This window comes from Piscinibacter sp. XHJ-5 (assembly GCF_029855045.1).
Lineage (GTDB): Bacteria > Pseudomonadota > Gammaproteobacteria > Burkholderiales > Burkholderiaceae_C > Albitalea.
The window spans coordinates 3,608,793-3,632,937 of the sequence record NZ_CP123228.1; the positions used below are offsets into that span (position 1 = coordinate 3,608,793).

25 protein-coding genes and 1 tRNA gene are annotated in these 24,145 nt (G+C 66.3%); 2 read left to right on the forward strand and 24 right to left on the reverse strand.

Annotation, left to right across the window (positions count from 1 at the left end; all coding sequences use genetic code 11):
• Positions 1-45: 45 nt before the first annotated feature.
• Positions 46-1,284 (reverse strand): YihY family inner membrane protein, encoded by a 1,239-nt coding sequence (locus P7V53_RS16985; RefSeq protein WP_280150609.1) that lies wholly within the window; start codon positions 1,282-1,284, stop codon positions 46-48.
• 19 nt (positions 1,285-1,303) lie between these two features.
• Between P7V53_RS16985 and P7V53_RS16990 the strand changes: the two genes are divergently transcribed.
• The gene (locus P7V53_RS16990) at positions 1,304-1,681 is read left to right on the forward strand and encodes a DUF2069 domain-containing protein (RefSeq protein WP_280150610.1); all 378 of its coding nucleotides are present in this window, start codon (positions 1,304-1,306) and stop codon (positions 1,679-1,681) included.
• Positions 1,678-3,081: an FAD-binding oxidoreductase gene (locus tag P7V53_RS16995; protein WP_280150612.1), complete on the forward strand. Its 1,404-nt coding sequence runs from the start codon at positions 1,678-1,680 to the stop codon at positions 3,079-3,081. The genes P7V53_RS16990 and P7V53_RS16995 overlap by 4 nt, the downstream gene beginning before the upstream one ends.
• Before the next feature lie 33 nt (positions 3,082-3,114).
• Here P7V53_RS16995 and P7V53_RS17000 read toward each other — a convergent pair whose 3' ends face one another.
• The 23 genes from P7V53_RS17000 to rpsO form a co-directional block, all read right to left on the reverse strand.
• Positions 3,115-3,567, reverse strand: coding sequence for a DUF1178 family protein (locus P7V53_RS17000; protein ID WP_280150613.1), 453 nt, complete (start codon positions 3,565-3,567; stop codon positions 3,115-3,117).
• A gap of 24 nt (positions 3,568-3,591) precedes the next feature.
• A complete protein-coding gene (locus P7V53_RS17005) occupies positions 3,592-4,170 on the reverse strand; it encodes an NUDIX hydrolase (protein WP_280150614.1) in 579 nt (192 codons plus the stop codon).
• A 35-nt stretch (positions 4,171-4,205) separates the two neighbouring features.
• Complete coding sequence (locus tag P7V53_RS17010) at positions 4,206-4,502, reverse strand: DUF2818 family protein (protein WP_280150615.1); 297 nt, start codon at positions 4,500-4,502, stop codon at positions 4,206-4,208.
• A gap of 4 nt (positions 4,503-4,506) precedes the next feature.
• Positions 4,507-5,991, reverse strand: a complete 1,485-nt coding sequence (gene nuoN / locus P7V53_RS17015; protein ID WP_280156541.1) for an NADH-quinone oxidoreductase subunit NuoN — start codon at positions 5,989-5,991, stop codon at positions 4,507-4,509.
• Entirely contained in the window at positions 5,987-7,462 is a 1,476-nt protein-coding gene (locus P7V53_RS17020; RefSeq protein WP_280150616.1) for an NADH-quinone oxidoreductase subunit M, read from the reverse strand. The genes nuoN and P7V53_RS17020 overlap by 5 nt, the downstream gene beginning before the upstream one ends.
• 22 nt (positions 7,463-7,484) lie before the next feature.
• On the reverse strand, positions 7,485-9,518 hold the full coding sequence (gene nuoL, locus P7V53_RS17025; RefSeq protein ID WP_280150617.1) for an NADH-quinone oxidoreductase subunit L: 2,034 nt from the start codon (positions 9,516-9,518) through the stop codon (positions 7,485-7,487).
• 16 nt (positions 9,519-9,534) lie between these two features.
• On the reverse strand, positions 9,535-9,843 hold the full coding sequence (gene nuoK, locus P7V53_RS17030; protein WP_280150618.1) for an NADH-quinone oxidoreductase subunit NuoK: 309 nt from the start codon (positions 9,841-9,843) through the stop codon (positions 9,535-9,537).
• Positions 9,840-10,478, reverse strand: coding sequence for an NADH-quinone oxidoreductase subunit J (locus P7V53_RS17035; RefSeq protein ID WP_280150619.1), 639 nt, complete (start codon positions 10,476-10,478; stop codon positions 9,840-9,842). The genes nuoK and P7V53_RS17035 overlap by 4 nt, the downstream gene beginning before the upstream one ends.
• Before the next feature lie 60 nt (positions 10,479-10,538).
• Positions 10,539-11,030, reverse strand: coding sequence for an NADH-quinone oxidoreductase subunit NuoI (nuoI, locus tag P7V53_RS17040; protein ID WP_280150620.1), 492 nt, complete (start codon positions 11,028-11,030; stop codon positions 10,539-10,541).
• A gap of 15 nt (positions 11,031-11,045) precedes the next feature.
• Positions 11,046-12,113 (reverse strand): NADH-quinone oxidoreductase subunit NuoH, encoded by a 1,068-nt coding sequence (gene nuoH / locus P7V53_RS17045; RefSeq protein WP_280150621.1) that lies wholly within the window; start codon positions 12,111-12,113, stop codon positions 11,046-11,048.
• Between the two features lie 16 nt (positions 12,114-12,129).
• Entirely contained in the window at positions 12,130-14,436 is a 2,307-nt protein-coding gene (nuoG, locus tag P7V53_RS17050; RefSeq protein ID WP_280150622.1) for an NADH-quinone oxidoreductase subunit NuoG, read from the reverse strand.
• A gap of 2 nt (positions 14,437-14,438) precedes the next feature.
• Positions 14,439-15,782 (reverse strand): NADH-quinone oxidoreductase subunit NuoF, encoded by a 1,344-nt coding sequence (gene nuoF, locus P7V53_RS17055; protein WP_280156542.1) that lies wholly within the window; start codon positions 15,780-15,782, stop codon positions 14,439-14,441.
• 14 nt (positions 15,783-15,796) lie between these two features.
• Positions 15,797-16,291, reverse strand: coding sequence for an NAD(P)H-dependent oxidoreductase subunit E (locus tag P7V53_RS17060; RefSeq protein ID WP_280150623.1), 495 nt, complete (start codon positions 16,289-16,291; stop codon positions 15,797-15,799).
• Complete coding sequence (locus P7V53_RS17065; RefSeq protein WP_280150624.1) at positions 16,288-17,541, reverse strand: NADH-quinone oxidoreductase subunit D; 1,254 nt, start codon at positions 17,539-17,541, stop codon at positions 16,288-16,290. Before P7V53_RS17065 ends, P7V53_RS17060 begins: the two co-directional genes overlap by 4 nt.
• Positions 17,542-17,547: 6 nt before the next feature.
• On the reverse strand, positions 17,548-18,144 hold the full coding sequence (locus P7V53_RS17070) for an NADH-quinone oxidoreductase subunit C (RefSeq protein ID WP_280150625.1): 597 nt from the start codon (positions 18,142-18,144) through the stop codon (positions 17,548-17,550).
• A 4-nt stretch (positions 18,145-18,148) separates the two neighbouring features.
• Complete coding sequence (locus P7V53_RS17075) at positions 18,149-18,625, reverse strand: NADH-quinone oxidoreductase subunit B family protein (protein ID WP_280150626.1); 477 nt, start codon at positions 18,623-18,625, stop codon at positions 18,149-18,151.
• 12 nt (positions 18,626-18,637) lie between these two features.
• On the reverse strand, positions 18,638-18,997 hold the full coding sequence (locus tag P7V53_RS17080) for an NADH-quinone oxidoreductase subunit A (RefSeq protein WP_280150628.1): 360 nt from the start codon (positions 18,995-18,997) through the stop codon (positions 18,638-18,640).
• Between the two features lie 56 nt (positions 18,998-19,053).
• A tRNA-Leu gene (locus P7V53_RS17085) sits at positions 19,054-19,138 on the reverse strand.
• A 154-nt stretch (positions 19,139-19,292) separates the two neighbouring features.
• On the reverse strand, positions 19,293-19,703 hold the full coding sequence (gene secG / locus P7V53_RS17090) for a preprotein translocase subunit SecG (protein WP_280150630.1): 411 nt from the start codon (positions 19,701-19,703) through the stop codon (positions 19,293-19,295).
• Positions 19,704-19,742: 39 nt separating this feature from the next.
• The gene (tpiA, locus tag P7V53_RS17095; protein WP_280150631.1) at positions 19,743-20,483 is read right to left on the reverse strand and encodes a triose-phosphate isomerase; all 741 of its coding nucleotides are present in this window, start codon (positions 20,481-20,483) and stop codon (positions 19,743-19,745) included.
• A gap of 17 nt (positions 20,484-20,500) precedes the next feature.
• On the reverse strand, positions 20,501-21,487 hold the full coding sequence (locus P7V53_RS17100) for an NAD(P)H-quinone oxidoreductase (RefSeq protein ID WP_280150632.1): 987 nt from the start codon (positions 21,485-21,487) through the stop codon (positions 20,501-20,503).
• Positions 21,488-21,548: 61 nt separating this feature from the next.
• Positions 21,549-23,678 carry a polyribonucleotide nucleotidyltransferase gene (gene pnp, locus P7V53_RS17105; RefSeq protein ID WP_280150633.1) on the reverse strand — a complete coding sequence of 710 codons (2,130 nt, stop codon included), beginning with the start codon at positions 23,676-23,678 and terminating at the stop codon, positions 21,549-21,551.
• A gap of 203 nt (positions 23,679-23,881) precedes the next feature.
• Positions 23,882-24,145 (reverse strand): 30S ribosomal protein S15, encoded by a 264-nt coding sequence (rpsO, locus tag P7V53_RS17110; RefSeq protein ID WP_280150634.1) that lies wholly within the window; start codon positions 24,143-24,145, stop codon positions 23,882-23,884.

The following is a 24,145-nucleotide window of genomic DNA, read 5'->3' on the forward strand; positions in this document are numbered from 1 at the left end:
GAAGCCTGTCGGGGGTGAAGCGCAGCGCAGCCCCGACGGGCCGGCTCAATCCTCGATCAGCTCGCGAAGCGTCATCTCGCCGAGCCCTGCCCGCTGCCAGAACTTGCGCAGGGCCAGCCCCGGCTCCAGCAGCAGCTGCGACAGCAGCGGTGCGGCCTTGGTCGTCGCGGGATCGCAGAGCAGCACGTAACGCTGCGCCCCCGATTCGTCCAGCCGGCCGGCCCAATCGATGGCCACCAGCGTCTCGAGGATCGGCTCGATCTGCAGCGGATCGGTGCGCAGCGCTTGCGACAGCTCGGCCAGGGCGAGGCCATGGCTCGACATCTGACGCGCGCGCGCCAGCGCACGCAGGATGGTCACCGCGAGGTGCAGACGCGAGCCCGGGATGTCGGGCAGGCGCACGACGCGCATCTGCAGGCTTGGGGCGTAGGCCGCGATCACCGCGCCGAGCAGCACGATGACCCAGCCGAGATAGATCCACACGAGGAAGATCGGCACGGTGGCAAAGGCGCCGTACACCATCGCGTATCCAGGCACCTGTCGCAGGTACCAGCCCAGCACCCGCTTGGCGATCTCGAAGCCGAGGGCGACGAAGAAGCCGCCGGCAAAGGCATGCGTCCAGCGCACGGTGGTGTTCGGCACGTAATGGAAAAGTCCCGCCATGCCGATGGCGATGAGCACGAACACCAGCGAGTCCAGCAGCAAGGTGACGCCTCCCGGCGGCGTGCCGACGATGCCCTGGGATGCAGACAGCGCGTACGACGTGACCGTCAGGCTGGCTCCGAGCAGCAGCGGGCCCAGCGTCACGGCGGCCCAGTACACCAGCACACGTTGGGTGATCGGCCGAGGCGTGCGCACGCGCCAGATCGCGTTCAGCGTGCGGTCTATCGTCAGCATCAGCGCGATCGCCGTGAAGACGAGGAACACCAGGCCGACGGTGCCCAGGCGGTTGGCCTTGCTGGCGAATTGCGTGAGCGCCGACAGCACCGGCTTGGCGATCGTCGGAGGCACGAGCGACTGCAGGAAGTACTTCTCGACGTTGCTCTGGAAGGTGGCGAACATCGGAAAGGCGGAGAAGATCGCCAGCATCACGGTGACCAGCGGGACCAGCGAGATCAGCGTGGTGAAGGTGAGGCTGCTGGCAGTGATGCCGAGCCTGTCCTCGCGAAAGCGCTGGCGCAGCGTCTTCATCGTGTCCAGCCACGGCCAGGTCTGCAGCGTCTGCACCAGGCGCGCGAGCTGTCCACGCCAGCTCGCACTGAACGTCGTCGTCGGGGAATTCATCGCTGGCTATGATGCCTCAATGCCCCCGCTGCCCCCTCTGCCGTCCACCGTCGCACGCACCCGTGCAGCAGCCGTGGCGAGCCTGCTCGGGCTGATCGTGCTGGGCCTCGCGTGGGAGCTCTGGCTGGCGCCGACCGGACAGAAGCTGCTCGCGTGGAAGGTGCTGCCGCTCACGATCCCGCTGGCCGGCTTGCTGAAGAACCGCATGTACACGTACCGCTGGGTCAGCCTGCTGGTGTGGGTCTACTTCACCGAGGGGGTCGTACGCGCGACCAGCGATCACGGTCCCGGCGTGCCGCTGGCGGTCATCGAGGTGGTGCTGTGCCTGGTGCTGTTCGCTGCCTGCGCGACGCATGTGCGCTGGCGGCTGCAGCAGGCAAAGGATGGTCATGCATGAATGAGCTCCTGGACGACTTGCGTGCCGCCGTCGGCGAGCGCCACGTGCTGCACGACGGCGACCTGTCGGCGTGGGAGATCGACTGGCGCAAGCGCTACCGCGGCCGGGCGCTGGCCGTGGTCCGCCCGGGATCGACCGCCGAAGTCGCCGCCGCCATGGCCGCCTGCGCGGCGCACGGCGCGAGCGTGGTGCCGCAAGGCGGCAATACCGGCCTGGTGGGCGGCTCGGTGCCCGATGCGAGCGGCTCGCAAGTGTTGCTCAGCCTGACCCGGCTCAACCGCATTCGGGAGCTCGACACCGCCAACCTCACGATGACGGTCGACGCCGGCTGCGTGCTGCAGACGGTGCAGGAACACGCGCAGGCCAATGGCCTGCTGTTTCCGCTCAGCCTGGCCGCCGAAGGAAGCTGCACCATCGGCGGCAACCTCGCGACCAACGCCGGGGGCACGCAGGTGCTGCGCTACGGCAACGCACGCGAGCTGTGCCTCGGGCTCGAGGTGGTCACGGCCGCCGGCGAGGTCTGGGACGGCCTGAGCGGATTGCGCAAGGACAACACCGGCTACGACCTGCGCGATCTGTTCATCGGCAGCGAGGGCACGCTGGGCATCATCACCGGCGCGACGCTCAAGCTCTTCCCGCAGCCAGCCGCGGTCACCACGGCCCTCGCCGCGGTGGCGTCCATGGAGCTCGCGGTGCAGCTGCTGCAGCGCGCCCAGGCGCGTCTCGGGGCGGGCCTCACCGGCTTCGAGGTGATGGGCGAGTTCGCGCTGACGCTCGTGCGGCGGCACTTCCCCCAGCTCGCGCAACCGCTGCCGCCGTCTCCGTGGATGGTGCTGCTGGAGCAGTCGGACACGGAAGGCGAGGTGCACGCACGCTCGCTGTTCGAGTCGCTGCTCGAATCGGCGCTCGAAGACGGCCTCATCGCCGACGCGGCGATCGCCGAAAGCCTGGAGCAGTCGCATGCCATGTGGCACCTGCGCGAATCCATCCCGCTGGCGCAAGCCGAGGAAGGGCTCAACGTCAAGCACGACATCTCGCTGCCCGTGTCGCGCATCCCGGCCTTCGTCGCGAGCACCGACGCCGCGCTGTCGAAAGCCTTCCCCGGCGCGCGCCTGGTGGACTTCGGACATCTCGGCGACGGCAACCTGCACTACAACGTGCAGGCGCCTGAAGGGGGGTCGGAAGCGGAGTTCCTGCGCGAGAACGAGGCAGCAGTCAACTCGCTGGTCTACGACGCAGTGGTCGCGCATGGCGGGTCGATCTCGGCGGAGCACGGCATCGGCGAATTGAAGCGCGAGGAGCTCAAGGTGCGCAAGGCGCCGGTGGCGCTGGCGCTGATGCGGGCGATCAAGCAGGCGCTCGATCCGCACGGGGTGCTGAATCCAGGGCGGGTGTTGTAGGCGCCACGCTGGTCGGGGGTGCCCCCGACCGACCTACTGGACAGTGCCCTTGATCGCGGCCGGGATGGGCAGTGACATGACCTCGATGCCCTCTTCCTTCAGCGCCTGCGCTTCTTCGCGCGTGGCGCGACCGCGGATGGCACGCTCGTCGACTTCGCCGTAGTGGATGCGGCGCGCCTCTTCGGCGAAACGGTCGCCGACGTCGACGGTGTTGGAGATGACGTGCTGCACCGCCTGCAGCCAGGCAGCCTGCATCGTCATGTCGATGGGCGCCTCGCCGACGCCCCGCTGGGCCGCAGCCGGCATGGGTTCGCGCGCGCCGGACACGTTGAGCCGCGGGGCGGAAGGCAACCGCGTGATGGCGGCGTCGCCGCACAGCGGGCAGGCGACCAGCCCGCGTTCGCGCTGGGACTCGAAATCGTCGTCGGAGGCGAACCAGCCCTCGAAGCGGTGTTCGTGCGTGCAGCGCAGATCGAGGACCTTCATGAAGGGATTATGACGACCCGCCGCTCAGGTCGGCGCAAACCAGCTCAGCGGCCAGCGGCCCGCCTGCCAATTCTGCAACCAGAGCAGCGCGATCAGCGTCTTGGCGTCGGTCAGCTCGCCATGCCGTGCGCGCTCGAGCAGCTCCTCCAGCGTGGCGGTGGACACGTCGAGGAACTCGCCGTCATCGAGGCCTCGCTCCCCAAGCGTCAGGCCACGAGCGAACCAGATCTCGATGCCTTCGTTGGAGTAGCCGATGGCGTTGTGCAGGACGCCGGCCTGGGCCCATTCCCGCGCCCGGTAGCCGGTTTCCTCGGCCAGCTCGCGCACCGCGCAGGTGAAGCCCGGCTCGCCTTCATCGATCTTGCCGGCGGGAAACTCGAGCATCACGCGCTGCAGCGGATGGCGGTACTGCCGCTCGATCACCAGGCGGCCGTCCTCGAGCATGGGCACGACCATCACCGCGCCCGGGTGCACCACGTATTCGCGGGTCGCCGTACGTCCATTGGGCAGGCGCACAGTGTCGCAGCGCACGTCGAGCAGGCGTCCCCGGTACACCTGCTCCGAAGAGACGGTGGTCTCGCGCAGATGGTCGTCGTCGGTCATCTCAGTCCTTCATCGCGGGCAGGCACGAAGTGGGTTCAGTGCCGCCGCAGGTAACGCCAGACGAAGCCCGGAAAGGCCAACGTGAGGAACAGGCACGCGAAGGCTGCATAGAACTCCCAGCCCTGCGGCTGGCGCTGCCCCAGATGCGCTTCGAGAGCAAATCCGATGCCGAGCGTGAGGCCCCACAGCACGATGAGTTCCAGGGCCCGCCACGCGAGCGCCTTGGGCGAGCGCTTCGGACCCACCGCGAACACGCGCTCGTTGACGAATGGCAGGTTGGCCGCGACGACGGCAATGAGGACGACCAGCCAGACCGCGGCTGAAGAGAACATCGGATCAGGTCGCCAAGGCCTTGACGATCGCCTCGGCGCACAGCGCCATCAGCCCGCCGGGCAGCACGCCGAACAGCAGCACCGCCGCGCCGTTGAGCGACAGGAGCGCGCGCACGTCGCCGGTGGCCACGATGGTGGCCGTGTCGGTCGGCTCGTCGAAGTACATGATCTTCACGAGGCGGATGTAGTAGAAGGCGCCCACCAGCGACAGCAAGACGGCGATCACCGCGAGCCAGATGAAGCCTTCGACGTTGGTCGACACCAGCGCCTGCAGCACTGCCAGCTTGGCGTAGAAGCCGACCGTCGGCGGCACCCCGGCCAGCGAGAACATGAAGATCGCCATCACGCCGGCATACCACGGGCTGCGCCGCGCCAGGCCCTTGAAGTCGTCGATCTGCTCCGCCTCGAAGCCCTGGCGGGCCAACAGCATGATCACGCCGAAAGTACCCAGCGTCGTGAGCACGTAGGTGACGATGTAGAACATCGCGGAGCTGTAGGCATTGGCGGCCGACAGCGTGTTGCCGTTGACCACGCCCGAGCACAGGCCCAGCAGCATGAATCCCATCTGGCCGATGGTCGAGTAGGCCAGCATGCGCTTCAGGTTGGTCTGCGCGATGGCGACGAGGTTGCCCAGAATCAGCGAGCCGATCGACAGCACGACGAGCATCTGCTGCCAGTCGACGGCCAGGCCCAGCATGCCCTCGACGAGCAGCCGGATGGTGATCGCGAAGGCAGCGAACTCCGGTGCGCCGCCGATCATCAGGGTGATGGCGGTGGGCGCGCCGTGGTAGACGTCGGGCACCCACATGTGGAAGGGCACCACGCCCAGCTTGAACCCGAGGCCGGCGACGATGAAGACCACGCCGAAGGTCAGCACCGATTTGTTGATCTGCCCGGTGCCGATGGCCTTGAAGACCTCGCCTATCTCCAGCGAGCCGGTGGCACCGTACATCATCGACATGCCGTACAGCAGGAAGCCGCTGGCCAGCGCGCCGAGCACGAAGTACTTCATCGCGGCCTCGGTGGCGTTGAGGTGCTCGCGGCGCATCGCGGTCAGCGCATACAGCGACAGGCTCATCAACTCGAGGCCGAGGTAGATGACGAGAAAGTTGTTCGCCGACAGCATCACGCAGATGCCCAGCAGCGAGAACATTGCCAGCGTGAACAGCTCGCCCTTGAGCATCTCGCGGTCGGCGGCATAGGGGCGCGCATAGGCGAGCGTGACGATCATCGCCAGCGTGGCGAAGAAGCCCAGCAGATGGCCCATCGGGTCTGCCACCACCATGCGCTGCATCGCGTAGGTCGTGAGCCCCTGGTCGAAGAACCACAGGTGCATGCCGGCGACGACGACGAGCGAGGCCTGGGCGAGCAGGTAGGTGGGCGTGCGCCGCGGGTGCTCCACCCACAGGTCGACCATGGCCACCACGCAGGCCATGGTCAGCAGCACGATCTCGGGAAGGACGGCGAGCCAGTTCATCTTGTTCTCAATTCAGCTTGGACACCGACACGTGCTTCAGCAGCTGGGTGACCGAGGCGTGCATCGGGTCGGTGAAGGGCTTGGGGTACACGCCCATCCACAGCACGGCGGCGGCCAGCAGCGACAGCATCAGGAACTCGCGCGCGTTCACGTCGGCCAGCGCGCGCACGTTGTCGTTGGCGACCGGGCCGAAGTACACCCGCTTGACCATCCACAGCGTGTAGGCCGCGCCGAACACCAGCGTGGTCGCCGCCAGCAGCGCGAGCCAGAAGTCGACCTTCACCGTGCCGAGAATGACCATCCATTCGCCGACGAACCCGCTGGTGGCCGGCAGCCCGCAGTTGGCCATGCCGAAGAACACCGCCAGCGCGGCGAACTTGGGCATGGTGTTGACCACGCCCCCGTAGGCTGCGATCTCGCGCGAATGCACGCGGTCGTAGAGCACGCCGATGCACAGGAACATGGCGCCGGAGATGAAGCCGTGCGAGACCATCTGCACGATGCCGCCGGCCACGCCGAGCTCGTTGAAGATGAAGAAGCCCAGCGTCACGAAGCCCATGTGCGCAACCGACGAGTACGCGATCAGCTTCTTCATGTCCGACTGCACCAGCGCGACCAGGCCGATGTACAGCACGGCGATCAGCGACAGGCCGATGACGAACCAGGCGTATTCCCTCGACGCATCCGGCGTGATGGGCAGCGAGAAGCGCAGGAAGCCATAGGCACCCAGCTTCAGCATGATGGCGGCCAGCACGACCGAGCCGCCCGTGGGCGCCTCGACGTGGGCGTCGGGCAGCCAGGTGTGCACCGGCCACATCGGCACCTTGACCGAGAAGGCGGCAAAGAAGGCGAAGAACAGCAGCACCTGGGCCGGCATCGGCAGCGGCAGCTTGTGCCACTGGAGGATGTCGAAGCTGCCGCCCGACTTGTAGTACAGGTAGATCAGCGCCACCAGCATCAGCAGCGAGCCGGCCAGCGTGTACAGGAAGAACTTGAAGGCCGCGTAGACGCGCCGCGGCCCGCCCCACACGCCGATGATGATGTACATCGGGATCAGCGTGGCCTCGAAGAAGACATAGAACAGCAGCCCGTCGAGGGCGGTGAAGACGCCCACCATCAGGCCCGACAGCACCAGGAACGCGCCCATGTACTGATTGACGCGCTCCTCGATCACCTCCCACGCCGAGATGACGACGATCACGGTGATGAAGGCCGTCAGCGGCACGAACCACAGCGACAGCCCGTCGACGCCGAGGCGGTAGCGCACGTTGAAGCGGTCGATCCACGCCAGGTTCTCCTGGAACTGCATGGCGGCGCTGGACACGTCGAAGCCGGTGATCAGCGGAACGGTGACGAGAAAGCTCGCCAGCGCGGCGATCAGCGCCATCCAGCGCACGCTGCGAGCGTGTTCGTCGCGCCCGATGGCCAGCAGCACCGTGCCGGCGACGATCGGCATCCAAATGGCAAGGCTCAGCAAACCCATCTTGTCGTTCTCCGAGCCCGTGTCAGATGCCCTTGAGGGCGGCTTGCAGCGAAGGCCAGAGCTGCCAGGTCATCAGGCCCACCACGCCGAGGATCATCACCAGCGCGTACCAGTACAGAAAGCCGGTCTGGACCAGCCGCACGACGGAGGCGGCGCCGCCGATGGCGCGCGCCGAACCGTTGATCACCACGCCGTCGATCAGGCCCTGGTCCCCGCCCTTCCACAGCCCGTGTCCCAGCAACCGGGCCGCGCGGGCGAAGACGTTCTCGTTGATCCAGTCCATGTAGTACTTGTTGTCGAGCAAGCGGTAGACGAAGCCGAAGCGCGCCTTGATGGCCGCCGGGATCTCGGGCTTCACCAGGTAGAAGACGTAGGCAGTCACGACGCCGGCGAGTGCCAGGAAAAACGGCAGCGTCGTCAATCCGTGCAACGCCATCGCGACGGCACCGTGGAATTCCTTGGCCATCTCTTCCATCGCCGGGTGACGCTCGGCGATCACCGCGATCGAATCCCTGAAGAACCCGCCGTACAGCATGGGGCCGATGGTCATGAACCCAATGACCACGGACGGCACCGCCAGCAGCACGAGCGGCGCGGTGACCACCCAAGGCGACTCGTGCGGGTTGCCCTCTTCGTCACCGTGCGCCGCGTGGTGCGGATCGTCGTCCTCGGGCGGGGCCGGCTTGTGGTGGAAGCGCTCCTCGCCATGGAAGACGAGGAAGTACATGCGGAACGAATAGAACGCGGTGACGAAGACACCGGCGGCCACGGCGAAGTAGGCGAAGCCCGCGCCGGGAAGGTGGCTGGCGTGCACCGCCTCGATGATGCTGTCCTTGGAGTAGAAGCCCGCGAAGAACGGCGTGCCGATCAGCGCCAGCGAGCCCAGCAGCGAGGTCAGCCAGGTGATGGGCATGTACTTGCGCAGGCCGCCCATGTTGCGGATGTCCTGGTCGTGGTGCATGCCGATGATCACCGAGCCCGCGGCCAGGAACAGCAGCGCCTTGAAGAACGCGTGGGTCATGAGGTGGAACACGGCCACCGAGTACGCCGAAGCGCCCAGCGCCACCGTCATGTAGCCCAGCTGCGACAGCGTGGAATACGCGACCACGCGCTTGATGTCGTTCTGGATGATGCCCAGGAAGCCCATGAACAGCGCGGTGATGGCGCCGATGACCATCACGAAGCTGAGCGCCGTGTCGGACAGTTCGAACAGCGGCGACATGCGCGCCACCATGAAGATGCCGGCCGTCACCATGGTCGCCGCGTGGATCAGTGCCGAGATCGGCGTGGGGCCTTCCATCGAGTCGGGCAGCCACACGTGGAGCGGGAACTGCGCGCTCTTGCCCATCGCGCCGATGAACAGGCAGATGCAGATGACGGTGATCAGCATCCAGTCGGTACCCGGAAACTTGAGCTGCGCGAGCTCGCCGCTCTTTGCGAAGGCGTCGGCGTAGTTCAGCGTGCCGGCGTACGCGACGATGAGGCCGATGCCGAGGATGAAGCCGAAGTCTCCCACCCGGTTCACCAGGAAGGCCTTCATGTTGGCGAAGATCGCGCTCGGCTTGGTGTACCAGAAGCCGATCAGCAGGTAGGACACGAGGCCCACCGCCTCCCATCCGAAGAAGAGCTGCAGCAAGTTGTTGCTCATCACGAGCATCAACATCGAGAACGTGAACAGCGAGATGTAGGAGAAGAAGCGCTGATAGCCCGGGTCCTCCTCCATGTAGCCGATGGTGTAGATGTGCACCATCAGCGAGACGAAGCTCACGACCGCCATCATCATCGCGGTGAGGCCGTCGACGAGGAATCCGACTTCCATCTTGAGGTCGCCGAGCACCATCCACTCGTAGACCGTGGCGTTGAAGCGCGCCCCGTCGAGGGCGACCGACTTGAGCACCATCGCCGACAGGATGAACGAGATGAGGACGCCGAGGATGGTGACGGTGTGGGCGCCGCGCCGGCCGATGGTCTTGCCGAAGAAGCCGGCGATCACGGCGCCGGCCAGGGGCGCGAGCGGAACCCACAGCAGCGTGGTGGAGGACAGTTGTGCAGCCATGTTGTTGTTCTCTTCTTCAGCCCTTCAGCGCATCGAGCTCGTCGACGTTGATCGTGGCGCGGTTGCGGAACAGCACCACGAGGATCGCAAGGCCGATCGCCGATTCGGCGGCGGCAACGGTGAGGATGAAGAACACGAACACCTGTCCCTGCATGTCGCCGAGGTAGTGCGAGAACGCGACGAAGTTGAGGTTGACCGCGAGCAGCATCAGCTCGATGCACATCAGCAACACGATCAGATTCTTGCGGTTGAGGAAGATGCCGATCACCGACAGCGCGAACAGCACAGCGCCGAGCGACAGGTAGTGGCCCAGGCCGATGCTCATTTCTGCTCTCCCGCGGCGGCGGCCGGCTGCGGCGGCAGCTCGATGGTCGGCGGCATCTTCACGATGCGCACGCGGCCGGCCTTCTTCGCCTTGACCTGCTCGGACGGATCGATGTACTTGGAATCCTTGCGCTTGCGCAAGGTGAGCGCAATGGCCGCGATGATGGCCACCAGCAGCAGCACCGCGGCAATCTGCAGCGGGTACAGGTACTTCGTGTAGATCTCGATGCCCAGCAGCTTGCTGTTGCCGAGCTTCAGCGCGGCCGCGTCGGGCGCCGGCGCGCTGCGCACGTCGAAGCCGGGCATCAGCACCAGCGCCATTTCCAGCACGATGACCACGCCGACCAGCAGCGCCACCGGGAAGTGCTTCCAGAAGCCTTCGCGCAGGGTGTCGGTGTTGATGTCGAGCATCATCACGACGAACAGGAACAGCACCATCACCGCTCCCACGTAGACCAGCACGAGCGAGATGGCGAGGAATTCGGCGCGCAGCAGCATCCAGACGCATGCCGCAGAGAAGAACGCCAGCACCAGGTACAGCGCCGCGTAGACCGGGCTGCGTGCGGTGATCACCCGGAACGAGGCGAGCAGCAGCACGGCCGAGAAGATGTAGAAGAGCGCGGTGATGGTTTGCATGGTTATGAAGCGCCTGGGCCCGCGACGTGTTCGCCGGGCCGGCACGCGAGGCGCGTGACCTCAGCGGTAGCGGGCGTCAGCCTCCTTGTTGGCCGCGATTTCCTTTTCGTAGCGGTCGCCGACCGCGAGCAGCATGTCCTTCGTGAAGTACAGGTCGCCGCGCTTCTCGCCGTGGTATTCGAGGATGTGCGTCTCGACGATGGAGTCGACCGGGCAGCTTTCCTCGCAGAAGCCGCAGAAGATGCACTTGGTCAGGTCGATGTCGTAGCGCGTGGTGCGGCGGGTGCCGTCGTCGCGGATGTCCGACTCGATCGTGATCGCCAGCGCCGGGCAGACGGCCTCGCACAGCTTGCAGGCGATGCAGCGCTCCTCGCCGTTCTCGTAGCGGCGCAGCGCGTGCAGGCCGCGAAAGCGCGGGCTGAGGGGCGTCTTCTCTTCCGGAAACTGGATCGTGATCTTGCGCGACAGGAAATGGCGGCCGGTCAGGGCCATGCCCTTGAACAGCTCGGTGAGCATGAAGCTCGAGAAGAGGTCTTTGATTGCTGTGGCCATTGGGGCACCTATGGCTTACTTCCAGATGTTCCAGGGAGACTGGATCCACGCACCGACGACCACCAGCCAGACGAGCGTGACCGGAATGAAGATCTTCCAGCCCAGGCGCATGATCTGGTCGTAGCGAAAGCGCGGGAAGGTGGCGCGGACCCAGAGGAACAGCGTGCAGATGACGAACACCTTGATGCCGAGCCAGATCCAGCCCGGAATCCAGTTGAGCAGCGCGGCGTCGACCGGCGGCAGCCAGCCGCCGAGGAACATCACCGTTGCCAGCATCGACACCAGGATGATGTTGGCGTACTCGGCCAGGAAGAACATGGCGAAGGCCATGCCGGAATACTCGACCATGTGGCCAGCGACGATCTCGGACTCGCCTTCGACCACGTCGAACGGATGGCGGTTGGTCTCGGCGATGCCCGCGATGATGTACACGACGAAGATGGGCAGCAGCGGCAGCCAGTTCCAGCTCAGGAAGGTCAGCCCGATGCGATCGGCGAAATAGCCGCGGCCCTGCGCCATCACGATGTCGGTCAGGTTGAGGCTGCCCGACACCATCAGCACGACGACCAGCGCGAAGCCCATCGCGATCTCGTAGCTCACCATCTGAGCCGACGCGCGCAGCGCGCCGAGGAAGGCGTACTTCGAATTCGACGCCCAGCCGGCAATGATGACGCCGTACACCTCCATCGAGGTGATCGCCATCACGAACAGCAGGCCGGCGTTGATGTTGGCCAGCGCCACCTCGGGGCCGAAGGGGATCACCGCCCACGCCGCGAGCGCCGGCATGATGGTCATCACCGGCCCGAGCAGGAACAGGCCCTTGTTGGCCGCCGTCGGCAGGATGATCTCCTTGAAGATCAGCTTCACCGCATCGGCAATGGGCTGCAGCAGCCCCAGCGGACCGACCCGGTTGGGGCCGGGGCGGATCTGCGACCAGCCGATCGCCTTGCGCTCCCACAGGGTGAGGTAGGCCACGCACAGCAGCAGCGGAAGCACCACCGCCACGATCTTGATGAGCGTCCAGGTCACCGGCCAGGCACCGCCCAGCATCGAGTGGCCGAAGGTCTGGAAGGATTCGAGCATCGCGGTTCTCGCCTTCTTATGCCTTGGCGACGCTGATCGCGCCGAACATCGCGCCCAGCGAAGCCGTTGCCGGATGGCCGGCCGGCACGCGCACGGCGCTGTCGGCGAGCGTGGTGTCCAGGCGCACCGGCAGCACCGCTTCGACGCCGTCCTGGATCACGCGCACGCGGTCGCCGGCGGCCAGACCGAGTCGCGACCAGACCGCGTGCGACACGCTCGCCACCGGGGGTGCGGCATCGGCCGTGAGCTGCAGCGAAGTCGCGCGCCGCACCAGCGAGTCGGTGCAGTAGATCGGCACGTCGGCCACGCGCTCGAGATCCTGCGAGGACGGGGCGAGCGAGACCGCCGCGGACGACCGGTTGTTCAGGCGGGCGGCGATGTCGCCCGCGAGCGCTTCGGCCTTGACATCTTCCGAGGTCTCGAATTCGAAGCCCGGCAGGCCGAGCATGTTGCCGAGCACGCGCAGCACCTTCCACGCCGGACGGGTGTCGGCGCGCGGCCGCACGACGCCGTGGAAGCTTTGCACGCGGCCTTCGGCGTTGACGAAGGTGCCCGAGGTCTCGGCGAACGGCGCGATCGGCAGCAGGACGTCGGCGCACTCGACCGCCGCGTTCTTGAACGGCGTCAGCGCGACCACCATCTCGGCCGTCCGCAGCGCCGCGACAGCGGCGTTGGGTCGCGCCGCATCGAAGGCGGGTTCGACGTTGAGCAGCAGGCACGCCTGAAGGTCGCCGGCGAGCATCTGCCCGGCGTCGCGGCCGCCCTGTCCGGGAAGCGCGTTGACCAGCTGCGCGCCGACCGTGTTGGCGTCTTCCGTGAGGTAGCCGACCGCGGCGCCGGTTTGCTCGCCGATCCAGTTGGCCAGTGACAGCAGCGCCGATGCCTGCGGATGCTGGGCGGCGGCGTTGCCGAGCAGCACCGCCTTGCGCTCACCGGACAGCAGCGAGTCGGCGACCGCCTGGGCGTCGTTGCCGACCTCGGCATCCACCGGCGGCTTCACGCCCTTGGCGGCGCCCACGGCGGCAGCGACCGACGCGAGCGCATTCACCCATGCACCGGGCGGCGCCGTCATCGTGCCGGCCAGCGGCATCGCCCAGTCGTCGTGCACGGCATGCAAGCTGTGGATTCGCCCGCCCTTCTTCGCCGCCTGGCGCAGCCGCTGCGCGAACAACGGATGATCCTTGCGCAGGAACGATCCGACGACCAGCACGCGCTGCAGGCTGGACAGCGCCGAGATGGGCATGCCGAGCCAGCGCACACCCTCGGGTTGCGTGAAGTCGGCGTGCCGGGTGCGGTAGTCGATGTTCTCGCTGCCCAGGCCACGCACCAGCTTGGCCAGCAGGTGCAGCTCCTCGACGGTGCTGTGCGCCGAGCCCAGCGCGCCGATCGCCTGCGGTCCGTGATCGGCCTTGATCTGCGTGAGGCCGCGCACCACGTAGTCGAGGGCAGTCGTCCAGTCGACCGTCTTCCACTCGCCGCCCTGCTTGAGCATGGGCGCCGTAAGGCGGTCGTCGCTGTTCAGCGCCTCGTAGGAGAAGCGATCGCGATCGGCCAGCCAGCACTCGTTGACCTCTTCGTTCTCCAGCGGTACGACGCGCAACACCTTGCCCTGCCTGATCTGCACGATCAGGTTGGCGCCGGTGCTGTCGTGCGGGCTCACGCTCTTGCGCCGCGAAAGCTCCCAGGTGCGCGCCTGGTAGCGGAAAGGCTTGCTGGTGATCGCCCCGACCGGGCACAGGTCGATCATGTTGCCCGACAGCTCGGAGTCGACAGTGTCGCCGGCGATGGTGGTGATCTCCGAATGCTCGCCGCGATGGATCATGCCGAGCTCCATCACGCCGGCCACTTCCTGGCCGAACCGGACGCAGCGCGTGCAGTGGATGCAGCGCGTCATCTCTTCCATCGACAGCAGCGGCCCGACTTCCTTGTGGAAGACCACGCGCTTTTCTTCTTCGTAGCGCGACGACGAGCCGCCATAGCCCACCGCCAAGTCCTGCAGCTGGCATTCGCCGCCTTGATCGCAGATGGGGCAGTCGAGCGGATGGTTGATCAGCAGGAACTCCATGACGCTCTGCTGCGCCTTGACCGCCTTGTCGCTCTTGGTGCGGACGATCATTCCCTGCGTGACCGGCGTGGCGCAGGCCGGCATGGGCTTGGGCGCCTTCTCGACGTCGACCAGGCACATGCGGCAGTTGGCCGCGATCGAGAGCTTCTTGTGATAGCAGAAGTGAGGGATGTAGGTACCTGCCTTGTCGGCGGCATGCATGACCATGCTGCCCTCGGGCACCTGAACCTTCTTCCCGTCGAGTTCGATTTCGATCATGTTCAGACGTAGGCCGGCACGACGCAGGTCTTGTGTTCGATGTGGTGGACGAACTCGTCCCGGAAGTGCTTGATCATGGCGCGCACCGGCATCGCCGCCGCGTCGCCCAGCGCGCAGATGGTGCGACCCTGGATGTTGTCGGCCACCGAGTTGAGCAGGTCGATGTCGGCCATCCTGCCGTGCCCGTGCTCGATGCGGTCCACCATCCGCCACAACCAGCCCGTGCCTTCGCGGCAAGGCGTGCACTGGCCGCAACTTTCATGCTGGTAGAAGTAGGACAGTCGCAGCAGGCTCTTCACCATGCAGCGTGAGTCGTCCATCACGATGACCGCGCCCGAGCCCAGCATGGAACCGGCCTTCGCGATGGCGTCGTAGTCCATCGTCAGGTCCATCATGATGCTCGCGGGCAGCACCGGCGCGGACGATCCGCCCGGAATCACCGCCTTCAGCTGGCGACCCTTGCGCACGCCGCCGGCAAGCTCGAGCAGCCTGGAGAACGGCGTGCCGAGCGGCACCTCGAAGTTGCCGGGCTTCTCGACATCACCCACCACCGAGAAGATCTTGGTCCCGCCGTTGTTCGGCTTGCCGATCTCGAGATAGGGCTGGCCGCCGTTGACGATGATCCACGGCACCGCGGCGAAGGTCTCGGTGTTGTTGATCGTCGTCGGCTTGCCGTAGAGGCCGTAGCTGGCCGGGAAAGGCGGCTTGAAGCGCGGCTGGCCCTTCTTGCCTTCGAGCGATTCGAGCAGCGCGGTTTCCTCGCCGCAGATGTAGGCGCCGAAGCCGTGCGAGGCATGCAGCTGGAAGTTGAACCCCGAGCCGAGGATCTCGTTGCCGAGGTAGCCGGCGCGGCGCGCTTCCTCGAGCGCCTCTTCGAAGCGCTCGTACACCTCGAAGATTTCGCCGTGGATGTAGTTGTAGCCGACCGCGATGCCCATCGCGTACGCCGCGATCGCCATGCCTTCGATGACGATGTGCGGGTTGAACATCAGGATGTCGCGGTCCTTGCAGGTGCCGGGCTCGCCTTCGTCGGAGTTGCAGACGAGGTACTTCGCGCCGGGGAACTGCCGCGGCATGAAGCTCCACTTGAGGCCGGTGGGGAAGCCCGCGCCACCGCGGCCGCGCAGGCCCGAGGCCTTGACCTCGGCGACCACCTGCTCGGGCGTCATGCCTTCGCCGCCGTCCTTGCCCAGGATCTTGCGCAGCGCCTTGTAGCCGCCCCGGGCTTCGTAGTCGGCAAGGCGCCAGTTGCGGCCGTCGAGGCCCGCGTAGATCTGCGGATCGATGTGCCGCCCGTGGAAGCAGGTCTCGTTGCCGGTGGCCTGGAATCTGGAGAGATCGAGCATGTCGGTGGGCACTCTTACTTCGCGCCTTGCGCGGCCGTGGCGAGGGTGTCGATCAGCGCATCGATGCGGTCGTCGGTCATGAAGCTGACCATCTGCCGGTCGTTGACCAGCAGGACGGGGGCATCCGCGCACGCGCCCAGACATTCGCTCTTCTGCACGGTGAACAGGCCGTCGGCTGTCGTGCCGCCCTCCTCCACGTGCAATCGCGAGCACAGGTGCTGCAGCGCCTGCTGGCCGTCGCGCAGCTGGCACGGCAGGTTGGTGCAGACATTCAGCTTGAAGCGGCCGAGCGGCTGCTGGTTGTACATGTTGTAGAAGGTGGTCACCTCGTGCACGGCGATGGCGGGCATGCCGAGGTACTCCGCGACGGCGAGCTCGCTCTCCTGCGAGACGTGGCCGAACGCCTCCTGCACGATGGCCAGGCAGGCCATCACCGCCGATTGGCGCTGATCCGGCGGGTACTTGGCGACCTCCCGCGCGAAGCGCTCCTTCATCGCGTCCGAAATCATCGGTCGATCTCCCCAAACACAATGTCCATCGTGCCGATGACGGCGACCGCGTCGGCGATCATGTGGCCGCGGGACATCTCGTCGAGGGCCGCCAGGTGCGGGAATCCAGGCGCGCGAATCTTCAGGCGGTACGGCTTGTTGGCACCGTCGCTGACGAGGTAGATGCCGAACTCGCCCTTGGGATGCTCCACCGCGGCATACGCTTCGCCCTCGGGCACGTGGAAGCCTTCGGTGAAGAGCTTGAAGTGGTGGATCAGCTCTTCCATGCTGGTCTTCATCTCCACCCGCGACGGCGGAGCGACCTTGTGGTTGGCGGTGATCACCGGGCCCGGGTTGTTGCGCAGCCACTCGACGCACTGCTGGATGATGCGGTTGGACTGGCGCATCTCCTCGATGCGCACCAGATAGCGGTCGTAGGTGTCGCCGTTGACGCCGACCGGGATGTCGAAGTCGAGCTTGTCGTAGACCTCGTAGGGCTGCTTCTTGCGCAGGTCCCACTCGATGCCGGAGCCGCGCAGCATCGGTCCGGTGAAGCCCAGGTTCAGCGCACGTTCCGGCGACACGACGCCGATGCCCACGGTGCGCTGCTTCCAGATGCGGTTGTCGGTGAGCAGCGTCTCGTACTCGTCGACATACTTCGGAAAGCGCCGGGTGAAATCGTCGATGAAGTCCAGCAGCGAACCCTGCCGGTTCTCGTTCATCTTGGCGAGCGCCTTCGCGTTGCGGATCTTCGAGACCCGGTATTGCGGCATCTCGTCGGGCAGGTCCCGGTACACGCCACCGGGGCGGTAGTAGGCCGCATGCATGCGCGCGCCGGAGACCGCCTCGTACATGTCGAACATGTCCTCGCGCTCGCGGAAGCAGTAGATGAAGATGTTCATCGCACCACAGTCGAGCCCGTGCGCGCCAAGCCACAGCGTGTGATTCAGCAGGCGCGTGATCTCGTCGAACATGACGCGGATGTACTGCGCGCGGATGGGCACGTCGACGCCGAGCAGCTTTTCGATTGCCAGGCAGTAGGCGTGCTCGTTGGACATCATCGACACGTAGTCGAGGCGGTCCATGTAGGGCAGCGACTGGATGAAGGTGCGCGTCTCGGCGAGCTTCTCGGTCGCGCGGTGCAGCAGGCCGATGTGCGGGTCGGCGCGCTGGATGACTTCGCCGTCGAGCTCGAGCACCAGGCGAAGCACTCCGTGCGCCGCGGGGTGCTGCGGGCCGAAGTTGAGCGTGTAGTTCTTGATCTCAGCCATGGTGGTTCACTGCAGGCCGCCGTAGTTGTCTTCGCGCACGACGCGCGGCACGAGCTCGCGCGGCTCGATCGTCACCGGCTGGTAGATGACGCGCTTCTGGTCGGGGTCGTAGCGCATCTCGACATGCCCCGAGACCGGGAAGTCCTTGCGGAACGGATGACCGATGAAGCCGTAGTCGGTGAGGATGCGGCGCAAGTCGAGGTGGCCATCGAAGATGATGCCGAACAGGTCGAACGCCTCGCGCTCGAACCAGTTGGCGCTGCTCCACACGTCGACCAGCGAGGCGACCGTCGGCACGTCATCGTCGGGCGCGAACACCTTGAGTCGCACGCGCCAGTTGTTCGTGATCGACAGCAGATGGCTCACGACACAGAATCGCGGCCCCTCCCATGGCTGGTCCTTGTAGTTGGCGTAGTCGACGCCGCACAAGTCGATGAGCTGCTCGAACTTCAGCGACGGGTCGTCGCGCAGCTTCAGCGCCGCTTCGAGGTAGTCGGCCGCGCCGACCGCGACCGTGATCTCGCCGCGCTCTCGCACCAGCTTCTTGATCTGCGCGCCGAGGACCGATTCGAGCGCTGCCTGCAGGGTGTCCAGTCGTGTCATCGGCTCACCGTGCGATGGTGTTCTCGCGGCGAATCTTCGCCTGCAGTTGCATGATCCCGTAGAGCAGCGCTTCCGCGGTGGGCGGACAGCCGGGCACGTAGACGTCGACCGGCACGATGCGGTCGCAGCCGCGCACCACCGAATAGCTGTAGTGGTAGTAGCCGCCGCCATTGGCGCACGAGCCCATGCTCAGCACCCAGCGCGGCTCGGCCATCTGGTCGTAGACCTTGCGCAAGGCCGGCGCCATCTTGTTGCACAGCGTGCCGGCCACGATCATCAGGTCGGACTGCCGCGGGCTGGGCCGGAACAGCATGCCGAAGCGGTCGATGTCGTAGCGCGCCGCACCGGCATGCATCATCTCGACGGCGCAGCAGGCCAGCCCGAAGGTCATCGGCCATAGCGAGCCGGTCTTCGACCAGTTGATCACCGTGTCCAGGCTGGTGGTGACGAAACCCTCTTTCAGAACGCCTTCGATTCCCATGTGGCTACTCCGTCATTCCCAGTCGAGGGCGCCCTTTTTCCACTCGTAGGCAAAGCCGACGACGAGGATGGCCAGGAAGATCATCATGGCCCAGAAGCCCACCGCGCCGATTTCCTTCAGCGCCACGGCCCAGGGGAAGAGGAACGCGATCTCGAGGTCGAACAGGATGAAGAGGATGGCCACCAGGTAGTAGCGCACATCGAACTTCATGCGCGCGTCTTCAAAGGCTTCGAAGCCGCACTCGTAGGGGGAATTCTTCGCCGTGTCGGGACGGCGTGGGCCGAGAAGAAAGCCGAGCACCTGGGGGGCTACGCCGACTGCCACCCCCACCAAGATGAAGAGGATGACCGGCAGATAGGGTTCCAGGTTCATGGCTTCGGCGGCTTTGCGATCGAACGGGGCTACAAGAGCCCCGTTCTTCAATGTGCTGGTGCCGACGGCGAGACTCGAACTCGCACAGCTTTCGCCACTACCCCCTCAAGATAGCGTGTCTACCAATTTCACCACGTCGGCCAAGGGTCCCGACTGACTGCTCAGGACTGATTCAAGGGCGTCGGATTGCATGAGGATGGCTCTCCGAACAGCCTTGAATTCTAACCTCAAAGAAGGTGCTCTCTCAATGAAGCGGGCTGCTTGCCGCAGCGGCAGACGAGCCTCTTGACCTGCATCACTTCGTCGGGATCGCGGCGGCGCCGGATGCGGCAGGCGCGGGCACCGCCACCGCGGCGCTGGCCGGCGTACCCTGACCGGCCGGGATCTGCGCCGCACCGCTCGCTGCCGGCGCTGTCGCCGGCGCGGCGGGACGGTCGAGGACGCTGCTGGGGACGGCGCCGCGCGAGCGGTCGTTGGACAGGTAGGCCAGCGACAGTGTGCAGACGAAGAACAGGGCCGCGCACACCGCGGTCGAGCGCGACAGGAAGTTCGCGCTGCCGGTGGCGCCGAACAGGCTGCCGGAGGCTCCGCTGCCGAACGACGCGCCCATGTCGGCGCCCTTGCCGTGCTGGACCAGGACCAGGCCGATCATCGCGAGCGCCGCGAGGATCTGGATCATCACCACCACATTCAGCAACCAGTTCATTTTTGTGTCAGCTCCAGGACATTCGAAGGCGCGCGCGGATCAGCGCGCCGCCCGACAGATCGCGACGAAGTCCGCCGCCTTGAGGGAAGCCCCCCCGATGAGCCCGCCATCGATGTCGGGCTGCGAAAAAAGCGCAGCGGCGTTGTCGGGCTTGACGCTGCCGCCGTAGAGGATCTGCATCTGGTCGGACTTCGGCGTGGCCGCGTGCAGCTGCACACGCAGCAACGCGTGCACCGCCTGTGCCTGCTCGGGCGTGGCGGTGAGGCCGGTGCCTATCGCCCACACCGGCTCGTAGGCCACGACGATCTGCGAGATGCAATGACCCAGCGTGTGGATCACCGCCGACATCTGTCGCTTGACGATGGCGTCGGTCTGGTTCGCCTCGCGCTCCGCCAGCGTCTCGCCGACGCAGACGATGGGTGTGAGGTTGTGCTTGAGCGCGATCTTGGCCTTGTCGGCCACCAGCTGGTCGCTCTCGGCGTGATAGGCCCGACGCTCGGAATGACCGACGATGACGAAGCGGCAACCGAACTCCGCAAGCATCTCGGCCGACACCTCCCCGGTGTAGGCGCCGCTTTCATGCGCCGAGCAATCCTGGGCGCCCCAGCCGATTCGCTTGGCCTGCAGCGACAGCGCCACTTCCGACAGGTACGGAAACGGCGCGCAGACGGCGACGTCGGCGGTGTACGGCCCGGCTTCCTCGACACCGGCCAGAAGCTCGGTGTTGGTCAGCCGATTGCCGTTCATTTTCCAGTTGCCCACCACCAGCTTGCGACGCATCCGTGTCTCTCCCGCGTTCACCATTGCAGAACCAGCTTGCCGATGTGCTGGTTCGACTCCATCAGGGCATGCGCTTGCGCGGCCTGGTCCGCCGGGAACACCTGGTGGATCACCGGCTTGACCTTGCCGCTTTCGATCCAGGGCCAGACCTTGTCGCGCAGCGATCGCGCGATCGCGCTCTTGAACGGGACCGAGCGCGGCCGGAGGGTCGAGCCCGTGATCGTGAGGCGGCGACGCAGCACAGCGCCCGCGTCGATCTGCGCCTTGACGCCACCCTGCACCGCGATGATCACCAGCCGTCCGTCCTCGGCCAGGCAGCCGACCTCGCGCGCCACGTAATCACCGGCCACCATGTCGAGGATGACATTGCAGCCCCGACCCGCGGTGAGCCGCTGCACCTCGGCCGCGAAGTCGTGGGTGTTGTAGTTGATGGCCTCGTCGGCCCCCAGTGCGATGCAGGCCGAAGCCTTCGCATCGGAGCCCGCCGTCACGATGACCTTGGCGTTGGCGGCTTTGGCGAGCTGGATCGCCGTCACGCCGATGCCGCTGGTGCCGCCCTGCACCAGCAGCGTCTCACCGGCCTGCAGATGTCCGCGGTCGAACACGTTGGACCAGACGGTGAAGAAGGTCTCCGGCAGGCTGGCCGCCGCGACATCGTCGAGCCCGGCCGGCGCCGGCAGGCACTGCCCCACCGGCGCGACGCACAACTCGGCGTAGCCGCCGCCGGCCACCAGTGCGCAGACACGGTCGCCAAGCTTCAGTCCCGCTTCGGCCAGCGCCGCGGCATCGCCGGCGACGATGGTGCCCGCCACTTCGAGCCCGGGAATGTCGGAGGCGCCGGGGGGCACCGGATAGTGGCCCTTTCGCTGCAGCACGTCCGGGCGATTGACCCCGGACGCGGCCACCCGGATGAGTGCCTCGCCGGCACCGGCGACAGGGTCGGGCCGCTCGGCGGCACGAAGCACCTCCGGCGCGCCGTACGACGTGATTTCGATCGCTTTCATCGCGTTCAGGACCCCGGCCGGCTGGCGGACGCTCGCGCGCCGCAGCCGGCCTGCAGGCTCGTCACTCGGCAGACTGCGGTTCGCGCTGCGGCTGCGGCTCGCGCTCGAGCAATGCCTTCATCGACAGCTTGACGCGGCCCTTCTCGTCGGTCTCGAGGACCTTGACCTTGACGATCTGGCCTTCCTTGAGGAAGTCGGTGACCTTCTCGACGCGCTGATGGGCGATCTGGCTGATGTGCAGCAGGCCGTCCTTGCCAGGCAGCAGGTTCACCAGGGCGCCGAAGTCGAGGATCTTGGTGACCGGGCCTTCGTAGATCTTGCCGACTTCGACCTCGGCGGTGATCTCCTCGATGCGCTTCTTCGCCATCTCGGCCTTGTCGGCATCGGTGGAGGCGATGGTGATCGTGCCGTCTTCGCCGATGTCGATGGTCGTGCCGGTCTCTTCGGTCAGCGCGCGGATCGTGGCGCCGCCCTTGCCGATGACGTCGCGGATCTTTTCCGGGTTGATCTTCATCGTGTACAGGCGCGGCGCGAACTGCGACACCTCCGTCTTCGCGCCGCCCAGCGCCTCGACCATCTTGCCGAGGATGTGCATGCGCGCTTCCTTGGCCTGCGCCAGTGCGACCTGCATGATCTCCTTGGTGATGCCCTGGATCTTGATGTCCATCTGCAGGGCGGTCACGCCGGTGGTGGTGCCGGCGACCTTGAAGTCCATGTCGCCGAGGTGATCCTCGTCGCCGAGGATGTCGGTCAGCACGGCGAAGCGGTTGCCCTCCTTGATGAGACCCATCGCGATGCCGGCGACGTGCGCCTTCAGCGGCACGCCCGCGTCCATCAGCGCCAGGCAGCCGCCGCACACCGAGGCCATCGACGACGAGCCGTTGGATTCGGTGATCTCGGAGACGACCCGCATCGAGTACGGGAACTCGTCGCGCGTGGGCAGCACGGCGACCAGCGCCCGCTTGGCAAGGCGTCCGTGGCCGATCTCGCGCCGCTTCGGCGAGCCGACGCGGCCGGTCTCGCCGGTGGCGAACGGCGGCATGTTGTAGTGGAGCATGAAGTGCTCGCTGAACTCGCCGGCCAGCGCGTCGATGCGCTGCGAGTCGCGCTCGGTTCCGAGGGTGGCGGCCACCAGCGCCTGCGTCTCGCCGCGGGTGAACAGCGCCGAGCCGTGCACGCGCGGCAGCACGCTGTTGCGGATCTCGATCGGTCGCACGGTGCGGGTGTCGCGGCCGTCGATGCGGGGCTCGCCCGACAGGATCTGGCTGCGCACGACGCGGGCCTCGATGTCGAACAGCATGTTCTCGACCTTGACCTCGTCGAACTCGGCGCCGTCCGACTTCAGCGCCGCCTTGACATTGGCATAGGCCTCTCGGGTGGCTTGCGTGCGCGCCTGCTTGGAGCGGATCTGATAGGCCGCACGGATGGCGTTCTCGCCCAGGGCGTTGACGTTGCCAATGAAGGCTTCGTCCTTGGCCGGAGCCTGCCAGTCCCATGCCGGCTTGCCGGCTTCGCGCACGAGGTCGTTGATGGCCGCGATGGCGACGTTGCCCTGCTCGTGGCCGAAGACCACGCCGCCCAGCATCACCTCTTCACTGAGTTGCTGGGCTTCGGATTCGACCATCAGCACCGCGGCCTGCGTGCCGGCGACCACCAGGTCCATCTGCGACTGATCGAGCTGCGACTTGGTCGGGTTGAGCACGTATTCGCCGTTCAGGTAGCCGACGCGCGCCGCGCCGATCGGGCCGTTGAACGGGATGCCCGAGATGGCCAGGGCCGCGCTGGCGCCGATGAGCGAAGGAATATCGGCCGCGATGTCCGGATTCAGCGACAGCACGTGGATGACGACCTGCACCTCGTTGTAGAAGCCCTCCGGGAAGAGCGGGCGCAGCGGGCGGTCGATCAGGCGCGAGGTCAGTGTCTCCAGTTCGCTGGGTCGGCCTTCGCGCTTGAAGAAGCTGCCCGGGATCTTGCCGGCAGCGTAGGTCTTCTCGATGTAGTCGACGGTCAGCGGGAAGAAGTCCTGGCCCGGCTTGGCGTTCTTGGCGCCGACCACGGTGGCCAGGATGACGGTGTCTTCCATGTTGACGATGACCGCGCCGCTGGCCTGCCGAGCGACTTCGCCTGTCTCCAGCGTGACGCTGTGCTGACCCCATTGGAAGGTCTTGGTGATCTTGTTGAACATGCTCATGGCGTTCTCCGGTTTTCTTGGCGGGCACCGTATCGGGTGGTGCTCGGGCCCCGAAGCGCGGGCATCCTGGCGCGATGCCATTCCAGCGACGTTCCGCCTCGAACGTCAGTGGAATGACACATCGTCATCGATGGCTGCCCTGCTCCAAACACAAAGAGCCTGTACTGGAGGATCCAGACAGGCTCTCGCTTCTCATCGGCGGCTTACTTGCGCAGACCCAGCTTGTGGATCAGCGCGGTGTAGCGTGCGGCATCCTTGTTCTTCAGATACGCCAGCAGGCTCTTGCGGGCGTTGACCATCTTCAGCAGGCCGCGGCGGCCGTGATGGTCCTTCAGGTGCGTCTTGAAGTGCGGCGTGAGCTCGTTGATGCGGGCGGTCAGCAGCGCGACCTGCACTTCCGGCGAGCCGGTGTCGTTGGCGCCGCGCGCATTGGCCTTGACGATCTCGGCCTTGTTGAGGGTGGTCAT